The sequence below is a fragment of the Streptomyces griseoruber genome (assembly GCF_001514205.1).
Taxonomy (GTDB): Bacteria; Actinomycetota; Actinomycetes; order Streptomycetales; family Streptomycetaceae; genus Streptomyces; species Streptomyces griseoruber.
Window position 1 is genome coordinate 314,328 of sequence record NZ_KQ948768.1, and the last position, 17,293, is coordinate 331,620.

General features: G+C 72.6%; 12 protein-coding genes and 2 pseudogenes. 8 read left to right on the top strand and 6 right to left on the bottom strand.

Translation table 11 applies throughout. From position 1 onward, the window contains the following. Nucleotides 1-29: 29 nt before the first annotated feature. Together AQJ64_RS18350 and asnB are read right to left on the bottom strand one after the other, a co-directional pair. Nucleotides 30-731, bottom strand: coding sequence for a DsbA family oxidoreductase (locus AQJ64_RS18350; protein WP_055637692.1), 702 nt, complete (start codon nt 729-731; stop codon nt 30-32). Next, nucleotides 712-2,571 carry an asparagine synthase (glutamine-hydrolyzing) gene (gene asnB / locus AQJ64_RS18355; protein WP_055637691.1) on the bottom strand — a complete coding sequence of 620 codons (1,860 nt, stop codon included), beginning with the start codon at nt 2,569-2,571 and terminating at the stop codon, nt 712-714. The genes AQJ64_RS18350 and asnB overlap by 20 nt, the downstream gene beginning before the upstream one ends. Nucleotides 2,572-2,977: 406 nt before the next feature. Here asnB and AQJ64_RS18360 point away from each other — a divergent pair, with 406 nt between their 5' ends. The 5 genes from AQJ64_RS18360 to AQJ64_RS18380 all read left to right on the top strand — a co-directional run bounded on the left by AQJ64_RS18360 (nt 2,978) and on the right by AQJ64_RS18380 (nt 9,125). Beyond that, nucleotides 2,978-4,162 (top strand): IS701 family transposase, encoded by a 1,185-nt coding sequence (locus tag AQJ64_RS18360; RefSeq protein ID WP_055637699.1) that lies wholly within the window; start codon nt 2,978-2,980, stop codon nt 4,160-4,162. Between the two features lie 292 nt (nt 4,163-4,454). After that, on the top strand, nt 4,455-5,627 hold the full coding sequence (locus AQJ64_RS18365) for a 3-deoxy-7-phosphoheptulonate synthase (RefSeq protein WP_079061753.1): 1,173 nt from the start codon (nt 4,455-4,457) through the stop codon (nt 5,625-5,627). 117 nt (nt 5,628-5,744) lie between these two features. After that, nucleotides 5,745-6,515, top strand: coding sequence for a 2,3-dihydro-2,3-dihydroxybenzoate dehydrogenase (locus AQJ64_RS18370; RefSeq protein ID WP_055632947.1), 771 nt, complete (start codon nt 5,745-5,747; stop codon nt 6,513-6,515). Nucleotides 6,516-6,555: 40 nt separating this feature from the next. Next, nucleotides 6,556-7,212 (top strand): isochorismatase family protein, encoded by a 657-nt coding sequence (locus AQJ64_RS18375; RefSeq protein ID WP_055632948.1) that lies wholly within the window; start codon nt 6,556-6,558, stop codon nt 7,210-7,212. Next, a complete protein-coding gene (locus tag AQJ64_RS18380; protein WP_055632949.1) occupies nt 7,209-9,125 on the top strand; it encodes an anthranilate synthase family protein in 1,917 nt (638 codons plus the stop codon). Before AQJ64_RS18375 ends, AQJ64_RS18380 begins: the two co-directional genes overlap by 4 nt. 47 nt (nt 9,126-9,172) lie before the next feature. On the opposite strand, the gene AQJ64_RS18385 is transcribed toward AQJ64_RS18380, so the two are convergent. Next, nucleotides 9,173-11,113, bottom strand: coding sequence for a helix-turn-helix domain-containing protein (locus AQJ64_RS18385; RefSeq protein ID WP_240512547.1), 1,941 nt, complete (start codon nt 11,111-11,113; stop codon nt 9,173-9,175). 292 nt (nt 11,114-11,405) lie between these two features. Here AQJ64_RS18385 and AQJ64_RS18390 point away from each other — a divergent pair, with 292 nt between their 5' ends. Then, complete coding sequence (locus AQJ64_RS18390; RefSeq protein ID WP_055632950.1) at nt 11,406-12,611, top strand: 3-hydroxybenzoate 6-monooxygenase; 1,206 nt, start codon at nt 11,406-11,408, stop codon at nt 12,609-12,611. A 32-nt stretch (nt 12,612-12,643) separates the two neighbouring features. Here the strand turns inward: AQJ64_RS18390 and AQJ64_RS18395 are convergent, their stop codons facing one another. Both AQJ64_RS18395 and AQJ64_RS46060 read right to left on the bottom strand, forming a co-directional pair. Beyond that, the gene (locus tag AQJ64_RS18395; protein ID WP_055632951.1) at nt 12,644-13,444 is read right to left on the bottom strand and encodes an AfsR/SARP family transcriptional regulator; all 801 of its coding nucleotides are present in this window, start codon (nt 13,442-13,444) and stop codon (nt 12,644-12,646) included. Nucleotides 13,445-14,189: 745 nt separating this feature from the next. After that, nucleotides 14,190-14,778: pseudogene (locus AQJ64_RS46060) on the bottom strand (MFS transporter); the annotation flags it as partial. On the opposite strand from AQJ64_RS46060, the pseudogene AQJ64_RS46065 reads away from it, so the two are divergent. Then, nucleotides 14,699-15,139 (top strand): annotated as a pseudogene (locus tag AQJ64_RS46065) (ArsR/SmtB family transcription factor); the annotation flags it as partial. The pseudogenes AQJ64_RS46060 and AQJ64_RS46065 sit on opposite strands and share 80 nt — an antisense overlap. A gap of 143 nt (nt 15,140-15,282) precedes the next feature. Here AQJ64_RS46065 and AQJ64_RS18410 read toward each other — a convergent pair. After that, nucleotides 15,283-15,498: a DUF4177 domain-containing protein gene (locus tag AQJ64_RS18410; RefSeq protein ID WP_055632954.1), complete on the bottom strand. Its 216-nt coding sequence runs from the start codon at nt 15,496-15,498 to the stop codon at nt 15,283-15,285. A gap of 497 nt (nt 15,499-15,995) precedes the next feature. Between AQJ64_RS18410 and AQJ64_RS18415 the strand changes: the two genes are divergently transcribed. Beyond that, nucleotides 15,996-17,293: cytochrome P450 (locus AQJ64_RS18415; protein ID WP_055632955.1), on the top strand; the 1,298-nt coding region annotated here is incomplete at its 3' end.

The following is a 17,293-nucleotide window of genomic DNA, read 5'->3' on the forward strand; positions in this document are numbered from 1 at the left end:
CCTGACCGGTTCCGACCGGCCCCCTCCGCTCAGGAACCGGTCAGCCGGGACAGCAGCTCGGCCGCCCATCCGGGATACCACCGCACGATCCGGGGCAGGCCGCCGTCCGACGGGTCCGCCGTCCAGTCGAACGCGACGCCGGGGTTGTGGGCCGCCCAGCCGTCCGGGGCGAACAGATGCGGGCTGCCCTGGACGCCGTCGGCCCGGGCGGCCCGCCACTGGGCGTAGACCGCCGAACGGCCCGCACCACGGGCCAGCGCCTCCGCCAGGGCCGCCGCGTCGACGTGCGGGCAGGTCCGGGCGACGGCGAGGATCTCCGCGTGCACCGCGACACAGCGACTGGCGGCGTAGAAGGCGTGCCGCAGCGCCGCGTCCAGTTCGTCGCTGCCGCGCAGACCTCCGACGCGCGGATCCTTCGCCGCCTGGACGGCCTCCAGCGCCGGCAGCATCGTCGAGGGGTAGGCCGACTCCGGGGCCGACCACAGGCGCCAGCCCAGCTCCGGCCGGGCGGCGCCGATCACCACGGTCTCCGCGTCGACGATCCGCTTGGGCGTCGGCTCCCCGTTGAACAGCTCCAGCGGGAAGGCCCGGTGGTCGATCAGCAGCCGTGTCCCGGTGCCGCGGGCCGTCTCGCGCAGCGTGTGCAGGGCCAGCGACGCCCACGGGCAGCCGATGTCCGACCAGACGACGAGCACCGGTCCGGGGCCGGGCTCAGAGGTCGACGCGGACATCGTGGAGCCGCACCCAGTTGTTGAACTCGACGAGCCGTTCCAGGACCGCCCGCGCGCTCCACGGCCCGCCCATCGAGTACGTGCCCTCGGGCGCGTCGAGCAGCCGCCCGATCTCCTCGCGCGAGGCCAGCTTGAGCACGGGCGCGTCGTCCTCGGCGACCGCGGCCCGCACCCGCTCGCGCACCGCCTCCTCGTAGGCGGCGTCCTGGGTGGACGGGTAGGGGTTCTTCTTGCGGTCGAGGACCGAGTCGGGCAGCACTCCGCGCATGGCGGCCCGCAACAGGCTCTTCTCCCGGCCGTCGAAACTCTTCATCGCCCAGGGCGCGTTGTAGACGTACTCGACGAGCCGGTGGTCGGTGAACGGCACCCGCACCTCGAGCGCGGTCGCCATCGAGATGCGGTCCTTGCGGTCGAGCAGGAAGTTCTCCCAGCGGGTGAGGTTGAGATACGTCAGTTCACGCATCCGCTCCTCCCTCCGGTCGTCCCCGGCGAGCCTCGGCACCTCCTCGAGCGCCTCGGCGTAGCGCCGCTTGACGTACTCGGTCAGCCCGAGCCGGCCCCACAGGCCGATGGTGCGCAGAGCGCCGATGCCGCCCGCCTTCTCGAAGGGGTGGTGCCAGGGGAAGGTCTCCGCCTCCACCGCCTGCGGGTCGTGGAACCACGTGTATCCGCCGAAGAGTTCGTCGGCGGCCTCCCCCGACAGCGCGACGGTCATCCGCTCCTTGAGCGCCCGGCAGAGCACCAGCAGCGAGTACTCCATGTCGCCCGTGGAGACCGGCAGGTCCTGGGCGCGCAGCACGCGGTCGCGCACGTCCTGGTCGAGCACGTCGGCGTTGTCCAGCTCGACCACGACGTGCTCCGCCCCGACGTGTCGGGCGACCTCGATCGCGAACGGCGTGTCCGGGTCGGTCCACTGGACGTTCGACCTGAAGCGCTCCCCGTGTCCCTTGAAGTCCACGGAGAAGGCGAGCACCCGCGGGCTCCCGCCGTCGTCCGCGCCCTCGGCCGTCGCGCGGGCGGCCAGCGCGGTGACGGCGCTGGAGTCGAGCCCGCCGGACAGCAGGGTCCCGACCGTGACGTCGGCGACCAGCTGTTCGGCGACGATGTCCTCCAGCAGCGAGCGGACGCGGCCGATCGTCGTGTCCAGGTCGTCGGTGTGCGGCCGGGCGGTCAGCCGCCAGTAGCGGGTCTCCTCCTGGCCCGAGCGGCTGAACCGCAGGAGCGTGCCCGGCTTGACCTCGTACATCCCGCGGAAGACGGCGTGGCCCGGCGTCTTGACGATGCCGAAGATCTCCCGCAGGCCCTCGGCGTCGACGACGGCCTCGGTGTCGGGATGGGCGAGGATCGCCTTGGGCTCGGAGCCGAACAGGACACCGTCCGGGGTCGGCCAGTAGTAGAGCGGCTTGACGCCCATCCGGTCGCGCACCAGGAGCAGTTCCTCGGTGCGCGGGTCCCAGACGGCCATCGCGTAGATGCCGGTGAGCCGTTCGGCGAAGCCGGCGCCCCACTCCAGATAGGCGTGCAGCACCACCTCCGTGTCGGACTCGGTGCGGAACTCGTGCCCCAGGGAGCGCAGTTCGTCGCGCAGCTCCCGGTAGTTGTACGTCTCTCCGGTGTACGTGATCACCGGGGCGTCCGGCGCGGGGGCGGCCATGGGCTGCCGGCCGCCCTCCAGGTCGATCACGGCCAGCCGGCGGTGGGCGAGCAGGGCCCGCGGGGAGGTCCACACTCCGTGGGAGTCCGGACCCCGGCACTCCAGGGTCGTGTTCATCTCCTCGGCGATGGACGTCTGCGTGCTCAGGTCACGCTCGTAGCTCAGCCATCCGGCAAGGCCGCACATGGTTCGTCCCCTCTCGTCGGTCCTCGGTGCAGTGGGTGTCGGTGAGGGCCGTGGCCGCGCCGCGGACGGCCGCAGGGCACGAGCCTGGCCGGGACCCGGATGTGCGGCAACGCGCCGTCGATCACTTCGTCAGGTGGGGCTGCCGTACCCGCCCGGGCTGGGTCACGGGCGCGCGGCCGCCCCGGCGGGACCCGCCCGAGCGGGTGTGGTGGCCGCGCAACCACCATCCGGGCGATCAAGGTGACGGGTGCACCTCGCGGGCCGGCCCCGGCGGAGGCGACGGTGAAAGGGCGGTCCGAACGGGACCGCCTGACTCTGAGGCGAGGTCGCGGTGAATCCACTCGAACTGTCATCCCTCCCGGCGGACCACGGCACGGGCGGCGCGCGTCGCGGGGACGGCCCGGGCATCGAGCGCGCGTGGCACGCGTCGGCGGGCGAGGACATCGTCGGGGAGCTGTGCTCGCTGATGTTCCTGTCGTTACCGCGCAGGGACCAGCGGCAGCGCGGCGAGCAGTATGTGCGGGGCCTGCTCACCACGCCGGGCCGCAAGTCGGTCCGCAACATCGCCCAGCGGGCGGGCGGGGCCCCGGCGGTGCAGAGCCTGCACCACTTCGTCGCCGGATCCACCTGGGACTGGCGGCCGATGCGCGCCGCCCTCGCCACGCATCTGGAGCGGATCGCCTCGCCCGTGGCGTGGGTGGTGCAGACGATGACCATCCCCAAGTCGGGCCGGCACTCGGTGGGCGTGGGGCGGCGGTTCGTCCCCCAGCTGGGCCAGATGCTGCACGGCCAGTACGCCCTCGGTGTGTGGTTCGCGTCGCCGCGCATGAGCGCCCCGGTCGACTGGCGGCTGCTGCTCCCGGAGGAGTGGGAGCGGGACGCGGTGCTGCGCCGGCGGGCCAAGGTCCCGGAGAGCGCCTGCGCCGAGACGGTCGAGGAGAGCGCGCTCGTGACGCTCGCGCAGACCCTGCGCAACCCGAACCTGGCCCGCCGGCCCGTGATCCTGGACGTCCCCGGGCGCTGGGCGGACCCCGTGGTGCTGGACCGGTTCGCCCGGCTGGGGCTGCCGGTCGTGGCGCGCACCACGCCGGGCACCCGGCTGCTGGTGGCCGACGCGTCGATGCCCGGGTACGGTTCCGGCCCGCTGTCGGCGGAACAGATCCTGATGTCCGTACGGGGGTTGCGCCGCACGGTCGACTGGGACGACCCCGGGCACGGGGTACGGCAGGCCTCGTCGGCCGTGTCGATCCGGGTGACGACGGGTGCCGATCCGGGCGGGGGCGAGCGGCGGCCGCTGTATCTGCTCGGGGAGTGGGCGGATCCGAGGCAGCCGCCGGCCCGGATGTGGCTGACGGATCTGGCCGCGCCCGCCGGCCGACTGCTGCGTCTGACGAAGCTGGCCCGGCGCGTCCGGCACGACGCCACCACGGTCGGGGAGCGCGTCGGCCTGCGCGACTTCGAGGGACGCTCCTTCCGGGGCTGGCACCGGCACGCCACGCTGGCCTCCGTGGCCCACACGGCGGCCCTGCTGACGGGTCTCGCCGACGAGCCCGCCGCGCCGCCCCGGGAACGGCCGCCGCTGTCCGCCTGAGAGCGGACGGTGACCCGCCCACCGTCGCCCGGCGCCTGAGGTGTCCGCCGACCACCGTCACCGCGATATGCCGTCGCCACCTGACGAATTACCGGGCGCGCCGTTGCACGCGGCGTCCCCCGACCCGATAGTCGCAGTCGATCAGGCACGCCCCTCCAGGATCCCGACGGCCCCGGCCGTACGCCCCCCACTCCCCCGTGACGTACGCCCCGCCCGTCGGCCACCGAGCCCCGCCCGTCGCCTCATCCGTCCACCGGGTCCTCCTCCCGGTGCCTCCCCCACAGGGACTCTCATGATCGACACAGTCTCCTGCCTCCGATCCCTGCCCGCCCTGCAACAACCGGACTGGCACGACGACCCCTCGCTGGCCTCGGTCCACAGCGATCTCGGCCGGATGCCCGCGCTCGTCGACGCGGACGCCGTACGAAGCCTGCGGACGCTCCTCGAGGACGCCGCCGCCGGGAAACTGCTCGTCCTCCAGACGGGCGACTGCGCCGAGGACCCGGCCGAGGCCACGGCGGACGACGTGGCCCGCAAGGCCGCCCTGCTCGACGTCCTCGCCGGAACGCTCACCCAGGCCACCGCCAAGCCCGTGCTGCGCGTGGGCCGGATCGCCGGCCAGTACGGCAAGCCCCGGTCCCGGCCCACGGAGACCGTGGGCGGTGTCGAACTGCCCGTCTACCGGGGGCACATGGTCAACCGTCCGGAGCCGGACCCGGAGCTGCGCCGCCCCGACCCGCGCCGCCTGCTGGACGGCTACCGGGCGGCGAGCGAGACCCTGCGCTTCCTCGGCTGGCACGCCCCGTCGCCGCCGCGCGCGCTCGACGCCTCCGTGTGGACCAGTCACGAGGCGCTCCTGCTGGACTACGAACTCCCGCTGCTCAGAGCGGAGTCCGACGGTTCCCTGCTCCTCGCCTCGACGCACTGGCCGTGGGTCGGTGAGCGCACCCGGCAGCCGGACGGCGCGCACATCGCGCTGCTCGCCTCGATCACCAACCCGGTCGCCGTCAAGATCGGACCGCGTACGACCCCGGACGAACTGCTGGCGCTGTGCGAGCGCCTCGACGCCACGCGCCGCCCCGGACGCCTCACCCTGATCTCCCGGATGGGCGCGGGGAACGCGGCGCGGAGGCTGCCCGCGCTGGTCCGGGCCGTCACCGGCGCCGGGCACCCCGCGCTGTGGCTGTGCGACCCCATGCACGGCAACACCGTCACCGGTCCCGAGGGGCTCAAGACGCGGTACGTCGACACGGTCGTCCGCGAGGTCGAGGACTTCCAGGGCGCCGTGACCGCGAACGGCGGCACCGCGGCCGGACTCCATCTGGAGACCACACCGGAACCGGTCACGGAGTGCGTCCGGGACGCGTCCCATCTCGACCGCCTGGGCGACAAGTACCTCACGTTCTGCGACCCGCGCCTCAATCCGCGGCAGGCCGTCGAGGTCGTCTCCGCCTGGCGCGGCTGACGGCGCGACGCAGAGGCACTGGCACTGGCACTGGCACTGGCACTGGCACTGGCACTGGCACTGGCAGAAAGCACACCGGAGAAAGCACCTGACGGAGCAGAACTGGGAGGCACTAGCGTGAAAGGCACCATCGCCCTGGTCACCGGGGCAGCAGGCGGGATCGGCGAGGCGGTCGTCCGGCTGCTCGCCGGGCGCGGTGTCCTGGTCGCCGCCGTGGATCTCGACGCCGACCGGCTGACCGGTCTCGTCGGCAAGCTCGCGGCGGACGGACTGCCGGTGCGGGCCTTCCCGGCGGACGTCACCTCCAGCCGCGAGGTCGAGACACTGGTGGACACCGTGGAGCGTGAACTGGGCCCGCTCGACCACCTCGTGAACGCCGCCGGGGTGCTCCGGCTGGCCGAGGCCCGCGACCTGAGCGACCAGGACTGGTCCGCGACGTTCGCCGTCAACACCGACGGCGCCTTCTTCGTCTCACGGGCCGTCGTCAACCGTATGGTTCCGCGCGGCCGCGGGGCCGTCGTCACCGTGGCGTCCAACGCGGCGGGCACCGCCCGCGCGGAGATGGCCGCGTACGCCGCGTCCAAGGCGGCGACGGCGGCCTTCACCAAGTGCCTCGGCCTGGAGGTGGCCCGGCACAACATCCGCTGCAACGTGGTCGCCCCCGGTTCCACGGACACCCCCATGCTGCACGGCATGCACGCCGACCACGGCGCGGTCGCCGCGTCCGTCTCCGGCAATCCGGGGGCGTACCGGGTCGGCATCCCGCTGGGCAAGGTCGCGCGGCCCGAGGACGTAGCCCGCGCCGTCGCGTTCCTGCTGTCGGACGAGGCCGGCCACATCACGATGCACAGCCTCACCGTCGACGGCGGCGCCACCCTCGGCGTCTGACACCCGCCCCGCCTCCCCACCGGAAAGGACCGTCACCCGTATGCCCGGCATACCGCCCATCGAGCCCTACGACCTTCCCGCACCTGGTGAACTGCCCCCGGCGGCCGTCGACTGGAGCCCCGATCCCCGACGTGCCGTGCTGCTCGTGCACGACATGCAGGAGTACTTCCTCTCCCCCTTCCCCCGCACCCTCGCGGACGCGGTCGTGCGCAACGCGGCGCTGCTGCGCGAGCGGTGCGGGCAGCTGGGCGTGCCGGTGGCCTACACCGCGCAGCCCGGCGGGATGACACCCGAGGAACGCGGTCTGCTGGCCGACTTCTGGGGACCGGGCATGCGGACCTCGCCCGAGCACCGCCGGGTCGTCGCCGAGCTGGAACCGGCCCCCGGGGACTGGGAGTTCACCAAGTGGCGCTACAGCGCCTTCGCCAGGACCGACCTGCTGGGACGGATGCGGGAGCACGGACGCGACCAGCTGATCGTCTGCGGGGTCTACGCCCATGTCGGTGTGCTGATGACCGCGGTGGACGCCTTCACGCACGACATCCGGCCGTTCGTCGCCGCGGACGCCGTGGCCGACTTCACCGCCGCCCACCACCGGCTGGCCCTCACGTACGCGGCCGAGCGCTGTGCGCGGGTGGCCGTCACCAAGACCCTGCTCGACGAGCTCGGCGAGGTGCCCGAGGGGGCACGCCGATGACGGCGCGACCCACGGCACCGCCGGTCGGCGCGCCGGACCTGCTGGCGCGGGTCCTGGACGGCTCGGCGCCTTCCTTCGCCCTGGTGCACCGGCCCGAGAGCACCGGCCGGGACGTACTGGAGGTGCTGCTCACCGACGCCGCCCCCTGTGCGACGCTCGCCGATCTGCCGCTGCCGGGGACCGGGGCGCCGGGCGGCGGCCACGAGGTCCTGGCGCTCGTCCCGTACCGCCAGATCGCGGAGCGCGGGTTCGCCGCGCACGACGACGGCGCGCCGCTGGTCGCGATGCGGGTGCTCGCCCAGCAGTCGCTGCCGGTCGCCCGGGTGCTCGCCCGGCTGCCGGACGAACCGGTGAAGGTGGACGACGGACGTTTCGACGTGTCCGACGAGGAGTACGCGGAGCTGGTGCGCCGGGTGATCGCCGAGGAGATCGGCACCGGCGAGGGCGCCAACTTCGTCATCAAGCGCGCCTTCACCGCACACCTGCCCGGCTTCACCCCGCGCGCCGCGCTGTCGGTGTTCCGCCGGCTGCTGGAGCGCGAGGCCGGCGCCTACTGGACCTTCCTGATCCAGACGGGTGAGCGCATCCTCGTGGGGGCCACGCCGGAACGGCACATCAGTCTGGACGGCGGCAGGGCGGTGATGAACCCGATCAGCGGCACCTACCGGTATCCGGCGAGCGGGCCGACCCTGGACGGGGTGCTGTCCTTCCTCGCCGACCGCAAGGAGGCCGACGAGCTGTACATGGTCCTCGACGAGGAACTGAAGATGATGGCCGGGATCTGCCCCTCGGGCGGCCGGGTCGTCGGCCCGTACCTCAAGGAGATGGCCCACCTCGCCCACACCGAGTACTTCATCGAGGGCACGACCGGCCGTGACGTCCGCGACATCCTGCGCGAGACCCTGTTCGCGCCGACGGTGACCGGCTCCCCGCTGGAGAGCGCCGCGAAGGTGATCAGCCGTCATGAGCCCGCCGGGCGCGGCTACTACAGCGGGGTCGCCGCGCTGATCGGCCGGGACGCCTGCGGTGCCCGCAGCATGGACGCGTCGATCCTGATCCGCACCGCGGACATCTCGGCGGACGGACGGCTGAGCATCGGGGTCGGGGCGACACTCGTACGGCACTCCGACCCGGAGTCCGAGGTGCGCGAGACCCGTGCCAAGTCCTCCGCGCTGCTGGCGGCGTTCGGCGAGCAGGCGCCCACCCGGTTCGCCGCCCACCCGGACGTGTCCACGGCACTGGCGGCCCGCAACGAGGGCATCTCCGGCTTCTGGCTGAACGGAGCGGGCGGCCACGGCGCCGGAGCCGAGGAGCCGGCGGAACTGTCCGGGCGGCGGGTGCTGGTCGTGGACGCCGAGGACACCTTCACCGCCATGATCGCCCACCAACTGCGCTCTCTGGGAACACGGGTGACGGTACGGCGGTTCGACGAGCGGTACGACGTCGACGACCACGACGTCGTCGTCATGGGCCCCGGTCCGGGCGACCCCCGGGACACCGGGCACCCGAAGATCACCCACCTGAGGACGACGGTCACCCACCTGCTCGACGAGCGACGGCCGTTCCTCGCGGTGTGTCTGAGCCACCAGGTGCTGGGCTCCCTGCTCGGACTGGACCTGGTGGCCCGGCGTGTCCCCAACCAGGGTGTGCAGCGCGAGATCGACCTCTTCGGCCGACGGGCGCGGGTCGGCTTCTACAACACGTTCGCCGCGCGTTCCGAACGGGACACACTGGATCACCCGGTCTTCGGCACGGTGACGGTCAGCCGCGACCCCGCGACGGACGAGGTGCACGCGCTCCGGGGGGAACGGTTCGCGTCGATGCAGTTCCACGCGGAGTCGGTTCTGACCCAGGACGGACCGCACATCATCGGCTCCCTGCTGACGGAGGTGCTGCGCTCGGCCGCCCGGTAGGACAACCGCACTGGAGGTCAGGACGATCCGGTCACCGGCCCGCTCGTCTAGTCGCGGATGCGCGGGCGGTGGGAGCGCCGTGCCTCCAGTACCTGGCGGGTGCGCTGGAGCTTCAGCGCGAGCTGGACCTCCAGTGCCTGCTGGGGCTTCTGCCAGTCGGGGCCGAGGAGTTCGGTGATCCGCTCCAGGCGGCGCGAGACCGTGTTGGGGTGGACGTGCAGCACCTCGGCGGCGTACGTGGGGCTGCGGTCGGCGTCGAAGTACGCCTGGAGGGTCTTGGCGAGTTCGGTGGCGCGTTCTCCGTCGTACGCGAGGACCGGGCCGATCACCGAGCGGATGAAGCCGTCGACGTCGTGGTCGTCGGACAGCAGCAGTCCGAGGAAGCCGAGGTCGGACCCGACCACGGTGGCGCCCTTGCCGCGCAGCAGGGTCAGGGCGTCGAGGATGCGCAGCGCCTCGCGGTACAGCCGGCCGGCGTCGGCCGCGCCCCGCCCCGGACCGGCACCCGCGACGGAGACGGGATGGCCGAGCAGCGGGGACAGTTCCGCCGACACCCGGCGGGCGGCCTCGGCCGCGTCGGCCCCCGGCAGCAGCAGCACGACGCATCCGGAGCGCACGCATTTCAGGCCGTTCGTACGGTGGGCGTGGGAGGAGGCCCAGACCGCCGCCCGCCCCTGCTCGCCCGGCTCCGGGCGGGCCACGACCAGGACGTGGGAGGCCCCGAGGTCGATGCCGAGGCGGTCGGCGCGGTCGCTGAGCTGGCGGCGGGACCGGCTGGGCGGGTCGGCCAGCAGGTCCTCCAGCAGTTCGTCCCGTACGGGCCCTTCGGCGACGACCGCGCTGCGCTGGAGCAGCAGGGTGATCGTGACGGCCTGGGCGACGGACTGGAGCAACTGCTCGTCCTCGGGCGTCAGTTGCCCGGCCGGGCGGACGATCAGCGCGCCGAGGTCCTCGCCGCCCGCGTCGAGCGGGATGATCCAGACGCCGTTGTCCAGCACCACGGCCACCCGGCGGGCGTGGGCGTCCAGCACCGCCTCGGCGAGCGCGGGATCGTCCAGGCCGGGGATCTCTCCGGTCGCGGTAAGGGTCCGGCCGGAGGGGTCGCGGACCACCAGGGTGCCGTCGAGCGCGTGGCCCGCGGCCCCGGTGACGGCCGCGAGATCGCTGCCGCCCAGCACCAGGCCGAGCAGTCTGTTCTGGGTGTCGACGAGGCCGCGCATCCGGGTCAGGGACAGCTGGGCGCGGTAGGAGTCGTCCTCTAGGTCGTTGACGTCGGCCCTGACCTGTTCCAGCACCCTCGACTTGTCGATGGCGACGGCCGCCAGGTCGGCCAGGGTGCGCATCAGTCCGACCTCGTTCGGGGTGAAGTGGCGCACCGTGCGGTCGGAGCCGTAGAGCGCGCCGAAGGGGGCGCCGCCGCGGTGCAGCGGGACGGCGAGGATGGCCCGCTGTCCCTCGGCCCGCACCACCGCGTCGATGTGGTCGCTGTGCCGGATGCGGCCGTCCCTGAGGTAGTCGGAGGTCCAGAACGCCGCGTTGCGGGTGGTGAGGGCGTCCCCGAAGCCGTATCCCGGCTCGACGGGCAGCCCGATGCCCAGGGCGGTGGTCTCCCCTTCGGAGTTCCGGATGCGCCAGCTGCCGTCGCTCTCGTCGAGCAGGCTGATGTAGGCCAGGTCGAAGCCGAGCAGCCGCCGGGCCTGGCGGATGATCACCCGGAGCAGGCTGTCGAGGTCGTGGGGGTACGACAGGTCCCGGGCGGTGTCGACGAGGGCCGCGAGGTCCGCCTCGCGTCGCTGCCGGCGGTCGAAGAGGGTCTGCACGGTCAGGCCGAGCCGGGTGGCCTGCTCGGCCCGGCGCAGTCGTTCGGGGTGGTCCGCGCCGGCCCGGGCCTCGTCGAGGACCGCCTCGATCTCGGCCGCGGGTGCCTCTCGGGCCAGCAGGGTCAGGACTCGCAGCGCGTAGGTGTCAGCGGACGGCGCATCCGACACGGTTTCCACCCCCAGCCGCTCACCGGTGCGGCAGCCGCGGGCACGGGTGAACGTGACGATCGGTGACCTCGAAGGGCCAGCGGACTTCGGACAGTTGTCGGGACGCGGTCGGAGCGGCGGGGACCGGCCGGGGTGGCGAGGTGACCAAGTCCGGTGCGTTGTGACCAAGTGACGGGGCCGGCGTTGCCCGCCGTCGGTGCGGCATGGCTGGATCGGCCGTGGACGTGCGCCGCCCGTACGGGGGACGGCCGGGGTGCGGCGCGGGACACGGAGCGAGAGGACAGGGGAGACAATGGCTCGGATTCTTGTCGCGGGCGGCGGTATCGGAGGACTCGCCTCGGCTCTGTCCCTGGCCCGGCGCGGACACGGTGTGACGGTCCTCGAACGCGGTGAGGTCTTCGCGGAGATCGGCGCGGGCCTTCAGCTGGGCCCGAACGCCTTTCACGCCCTGGACCGGCTGGGGGTGGGGCAGGCGGTGCGCGACCGTGCCGTCTTCGTCGACGAACTGCGGTTCATGGACGGCACGACGGGCGAGAAGGTCGTCGCGATGCCGCTGACGGCCTCCTATCGCGCACGGTTCGGGAATCCGTACGCCGTCGTGCACCGGGCCGATCTGTTCCAGCCGCTGCTGACGGCCTGCCAGGCGTCCGAGGGCGTCGACCTGGTGCCCGCCACGACCGTCGCACGCTATGAGCAGGACGAGCAGGGGGTTCTGGTCCGCACGGCGGACGGCAGGACGCTGCGGGCGGACGCCGTCGTCGGCGCGGACGGGATCCGGTCGGCGGTCCGGCGTCAGCTGCTCGGCGACGGTGATCCGCGGGTTTCCGGGCACACCATCTACCGGTCGGTGATCCCGATCGGCAAGGTGCCCGAGGAACTGCGCTGGAACACCGTGACCCTCTGGGCGGGGCCCAGGTGGCACTTCGTCCACTACATCATCGGGGGCGGCGAGTACCTGAACCTGGCGGTGACCCGGGACGACGGCGCCTCGGTGCCGGTGGCGGGACGCCCGGCGGCGCGCGACCACGTCCTCGGACGGTTCCCGGACCTGGCCGGGACACCGCTGACGCTTCTCGGGCTCGGTGAGGGCTGGCGCGAGTGGGTGCTGTGCGACCGTGATCCGGTGGACGTCTGGGCGGACGGCCGGGTCGTCCTGATGGGCGACGCCGCCCACCCGATGTTGCAGTACGCCGCGCAGGGGGCCTGTCAGGCGCTGGAGGACGCCGTCGTCCTCGGCGATCTGCTGGCGGACTGCGCGGCGGACGACCTGCCGGCGCTTCTCGAACGGTTCGGCCGCGAGCGGCGCGAGCGCGCCGGCCGGACCCAGCTCGTGGCCCGCGAGATGGGCACCCGGCTCTACCACCCGGCGGGCAGGGCCGCCGAGGAACGCAACGCGATGCTGCGCGCCCTGACGACCGAGGACCTCTACGACCGGGTCGCGTGGCTGCACGGCGCCCGCGAGTTCACGGCGTCGGCGGGGGTACCGCTCCGGGGATGAGTCCGGGGACCGGTGCGGGGGCGGCGCCGGGGTCATCCGGCGAAGGACGGTGGCAGTGCGGTGGGCGCCCCGGCCCGGCCGTCGGGCCCCGGGGAGTGGAGCACGATGCGGTCCCGCAGCCGGCGCAGGTCCGGGGAGAGGCCGGCGCCGCCCTCGTGGCGCAGTGCCGTACCGAGCCGCTCGTAGACCCGGAGCGCGTCGGCGGTCCGTCCGCAGCGCGCCAGCGCCGTGATGTAGTGGCGGTGCAGTCCCTGGTGGGTGATGTGCCGGTCGGTCAGTTCGGCGAGGTCGACCAGGCGCTCCCGGTGGCGGCCCAGCTGGAGTTCGATCGCGGCCCACTGCTCGACGGCGGTCATCCTGGCCTCGTGCAGCCGGCGGGTGTGCGCCCGCAGCGCGGGGCCCAGCTCCAGATCGCCCAGGGCGTCGTCGTCGCTCCACAGGGAGAGGGCCAGGCTCAGTCGTTCGGCGGCCCGCGCCGCGTCCCCCGCGGCCATCGCCCGGTATCCGGCGCCGATGTGACGCTCGAACTCCCGGGCGTCCAGCACTCCGCCCGAGCTGTCCAGCCGATAGCCACTGGGTGTGGAGACCAACAGGTCCGCGCCGGTCACCCGGCCCCCGCCGAACGCGTCCGAGGCGCGGATCGTCTCGGTCAAGCGCCGCCGTATGGAGGCGATGTGCGGGACGATCCGGGAATCGCCGCCGGGCGGTGAGCCGTTGGCCCACAGTTCCTGCGCCATGAGACATGTCGGCACGACCTGGTCGGCGCGCAGCGCCAGCAGGGCCAGGACTCTGCGAGACTCCGGATCTCCGGGTACGACCGAGCGGCCACTCACCGTGACCTGTAAGCGTCCAAGAACTTTGATTTCCATGATTCTCCCATGGGACACGGGAAACCGCGCCGGTTGAGGTCCGAGAGGACAGACAGAAAAAGGGCGCGAATTCCGACGGCGTACGTTGTCGACCACCCCCCTCCATCACGGGGTCGGGGAGAAATCACACACGACATCGAGCGCACACCTTGCATCTGTGGCCTCGACCTGGCCGTACGCCTGCCGAACACGGGAAGTTTTTGATCACCACCCCATGGAAACCGGCACCCCTGCCTGACGGCAAGTACCCCTGGCATAGCTGGCTGGAAAGCGTCCCCGAGGAATACTCCAGCGCCACCGTCGAACCGGACACACCATTGCGGCGACGACATGTGGCACATACAAGGTTTAATTTGCGATACCCGAGTCGGGCCTCGAAAAGGAACGCACGAGACAGGAAGAACCGCTCTGCGTATGCAAACAGCGGCACGGCCCGCCCGGCTGACCGCCCCGTTCGCACCGCCGCCGTCGCGCGCCCCGCGGCCCTTCGCGCTTCACGAAGTCGTACGACGTCATGGTCGCGACCGCGATGCCGTGGAGGACCGTGCCGCCGGCGGTTGAGCGAGGGGAACCTCGCCGGTGGCCACGGCTGGGGGAAGGCGAAGTCGGTGCCCGTCGGCGGGGAGAAGGCCGTCTCGGTGGGGTGGGACAGCGGAACCACGGACATCAGTCCGATCCGGCCAGCCGTCCCCGGCTCCGCCCACGAGAAGCCGGAGACGAGCGTCGCCGCGGCGAGACTGCCCCAGAGGCCGTGGGGTGCGGGAGCGGTGATGACAGCCGGGGAGACGGCGAGGCCGAAGCCCGTGGAGAGCTCGAAGCGGGCCAGGACCCGTCCCAGGACGTGGGCCGGGGCGAGTGCGGTGACGAGCGCGGTGGCGCTGCCCGCGTAGACGATCTCGCCGATGGTGCAGACCACGGACACCGTGGCGACGGCCGGGGCACCCCAGCCGTGTTCCAGTGAGGTGGCCGCGAGGAAGCCGAGGTACAACACGGCGAGCACCACGCCGGAGAGGGCCAGCACGGTCCGCCGCGAGAAGCGGGACATGAGGACGGTGACCGGAACCTGCAAGGTGACGACCAGCACGGTGTTGGCCACGAAGACGGCCGCCGGCCACACCGGGGATGCGTGCAGCTGTGTCACCAGGACCAGCGGGAGCGCGATTTCGGGGACGTTGAGGCAGAAGACGTAGACCACGTTGGCGGCCAGCAGCGCGCATCCGGGGTGCGGGCTCGTCGTCCCCGTCCTGGGCCGGGGCGGCGGGCCGTGCGTGCAGATGGACCGACCACGCCAGGGCGGGCTCCGGGGTCACCTTCATCCCCAGCGTGTTCGGCCGCCCGCACCTGGTCGCGGTGCACGCGCCCGGGCGGCATCCGGTGGTGCAGTACCCCGTCGCCGAGCCGGGTCCGGCGGAGCCGGTCTCCCTGGAGACGGTCACCCTCCGGCTGGAGGCACTCGCGCATCCGGTACGACCGCGGCTGCTGCGCACCCTGGCCCGCGGCCCGCACACCACCGGCGGGCTGGCCCACTTCTGGGAACTGTCACCCCCGGAGGTGTCGCGCCACCTCACGGCCCGGCGGCACGGTCGCTACGTCCGCTGCACCCTCGATCTGCCCGATCTGACGGAGCTGGGCTCCGACCTGGTGGCGGCCGTGCTGCGCCGAAGGGCTTCCGTCCATCGGAATGCGGGCGCCCGTCGCCTTCGCGACATCGTCCGGCACAGCGGTGCCGACGCATCACCCGCACCGTCGCCGCGCCGGGAAGCCGACAGATCCTCTCCCGGGCGTTCCCGGCGCGGTTGGGGTCAGCCGCGCGGACGCTCGAAGGTCAGCAGCAGGCCCTCGACCGCCCCGGGCCCGATACGGCCCTTGACGTCGGCGGAGGTGATGGCCTTGAGGCCCCAGCCGTCCTCGGCATGCTTGTTCAGGACCTTCTCCAGCTTGTCGCTGTCCAAGGCGTCGCCGATCAGCGACTCCCGGAACGTGACGACCTTGTACTCGTAAGCGTGGACACTGCTCATGACGGGGTCCTCCTGCCGGCCGAGTGCCGGATCGGGGGTGAGATGGCCGGGACCAGCCAATCACCCCCGGCCGCCACGGCGCACAGCGGCCTACGCCACGAGGTCGTGGTCAGGTGACCGGTGACCGGGTCGGACCAGCCGGTCCGCCCGGCGTCCGCGCCCGTGACCTGGCCTCAACACCCTCATCTGACGTGTCGTCAGGCCCCTTCGCAGATTACCGGCCATCCTCAAGTCGACATATTGCCTGCCCGCGAGAGGCCATGGCACGATCGGACAAATATTCGCCCAGATGGCAATGGGGTGTTCATGAAACGGACACGACGCCTGGTAGCTCTCCTGGTCGGCAGGAAACGGGTCAGCGGACGGTACCCGTACTGGCCCTATCAGCTCCGGTAGCCCGACACCGCTCCCTTCAGGGCCATATCCGCCGGACACAGTGGCACACGCTGATCGCAGGGTCCCGTTCGAGGGGTCCTGCGATCCCTTGGGGAGGCCCGATGGCACGCCGGGAAAGGCCCAGCCGGCCACCGGGCCCGCGCGGGCGCCTGCTGACGGGCAACACGCACGCGTACGAGGCCGACCGGATCGGATTCCTGCGTCGCTGCCACGCCGAGTACGGAGATGTCTTCTCCTTCGACGAACAAACGGTGTTCGTGATCGACCCGGAGGTCACCCACCAGGTGCTCGCCCGCACCGGCGAGAGCTTCGTGACCGAGCTTGCGCCCTTCGACATGCGGCGGGATCTCGATCAGGCCACCGCGCAGGCCACCGAATGGATGTCCGCGCGCCGCGCCGCGTGGCCAGGGCTCAATCGCTCGGCGGCGGCCGCGTCCGACCACCGTACCGTCGAGATCCTCGACGCGGTCATGGCCGACAGCGCCGCCCGTGAGGTCGACGTGCTCACCACGATGCGCGCGTTCAGCGCCCGGGCGATCGCCGACTACTGCTTCGGCACGGACGCCGCCGACGTCCCTGGCCTGCTCCACGAGATCATCCGCGCCACCCAGCCGTTCACGGATTCGTCCTACGAGTTCCCCGCGTGGCTGCCGATCCCTCGTCACCGCCAGTTCTTCCGGTCCTACCGGCGCCTGAGCGGCGGGCTGACCGGGGTCGTCCGGCAGCGGCGTGCGGCGAACGCCGCGGACCCCCGCAACGACCTGCTCGGGCTTCTGCTCGACGCCGATCCGGACCTGCCCGACGACACCGTGACGTCGACCCTCCACAGCATCCTCATGGGCGGCCACGGCGTGCCCGCCGCCGCGCTCACCTCCCTCGTGTGGGAACTCGCCCGCCGCCCCCTGCTCGCCGGTGACCTTCGCGACGAGGCGAACGGGCCGGCCGGCGCCGGCGCCCCGCTGTCGGCGGCACGGCTCCCGCTGGCCGAGGCCGTCGTCCGGGAGACACTCCGTCTGTATCCGCCCGCGTGGTTGATGACCCGCACCGCCCGTACGACAACCGCCTTGGGCGATTGGTCGGTGAGCCCCGGTGACGATGTACTGCTCAACGCCTACCTGATCCACCGGGATCCCCGGTGGTGGCAGCGGCCGGACGAGTTCGACCCCACCCGGTGGTTGAACGGGCGATCGGGACCCGGTCCGTCGTACCTTCCGTTCGGCGCCGGACCACGGGTCTGCCTGGGTTCGACACTGGCCATGCGGCAGCTCACGCTCGCGACCTCGCGGATAGCGCAGCACTTCACCATCGAGTCGTCGAACGCCTCGTCCGTGGTCCCGCGGTTCGTCGGCCGGCTCGCACCCGCGGGCCTCCGGGCACGTTTCGCACCGATCCGGCACTA

Bases quoted from the DNA above. Each gene is read 5' to 3' on its own strand.
- AQJ64_RS18410 (WP_055632954.1), bottom strand. From the start codon at position 15,498: ATGAGCAGTGTCCACGCTTACGAGTACAAGGTCGTCACGTTCCGGGAG.
- AQJ64_RS18365 (WP_079061753.1), top strand. From the start codon at position 4,455: ATGATCGACACAGTCTCCTGCCTCCGATCCCTGCCCGCCCTGCAACAA.
- asnB (WP_055637691.1), bottom strand. From the start codon at position 2,571: ATGTGCGGCCTTGCCGGATGGCTGAGCTACGAGCGTGACCTGAGCACG.
- AQJ64_RS18390 (WP_055632950.1), top strand. From the start codon at position 11,406: ATGGCTCGGATTCTTGTCGCGGGCGGCGGTATCGGAGGACTCGCCTCG.
- AQJ64_RS18375 (WP_055632948.1), top strand. From the start codon at position 6,556: ATGCCCGGCATACCGCCCATCGAGCCCTACGACCTTCCCGCACCTGGT.
- AQJ64_RS18380 (WP_055632949.1), top strand. From the start codon at position 7,209: ATGACGGCGCGACCCACGGCACCGCCGGTCGGCGCGCCGGACCTGCTG.
- AQJ64_RS18350 (WP_055637692.1), bottom strand. From the start codon at position 731: ATGTCCGCGTCGACCTCTGAGCCCGGCCCCGGACCGGTGCTCGTCGTC.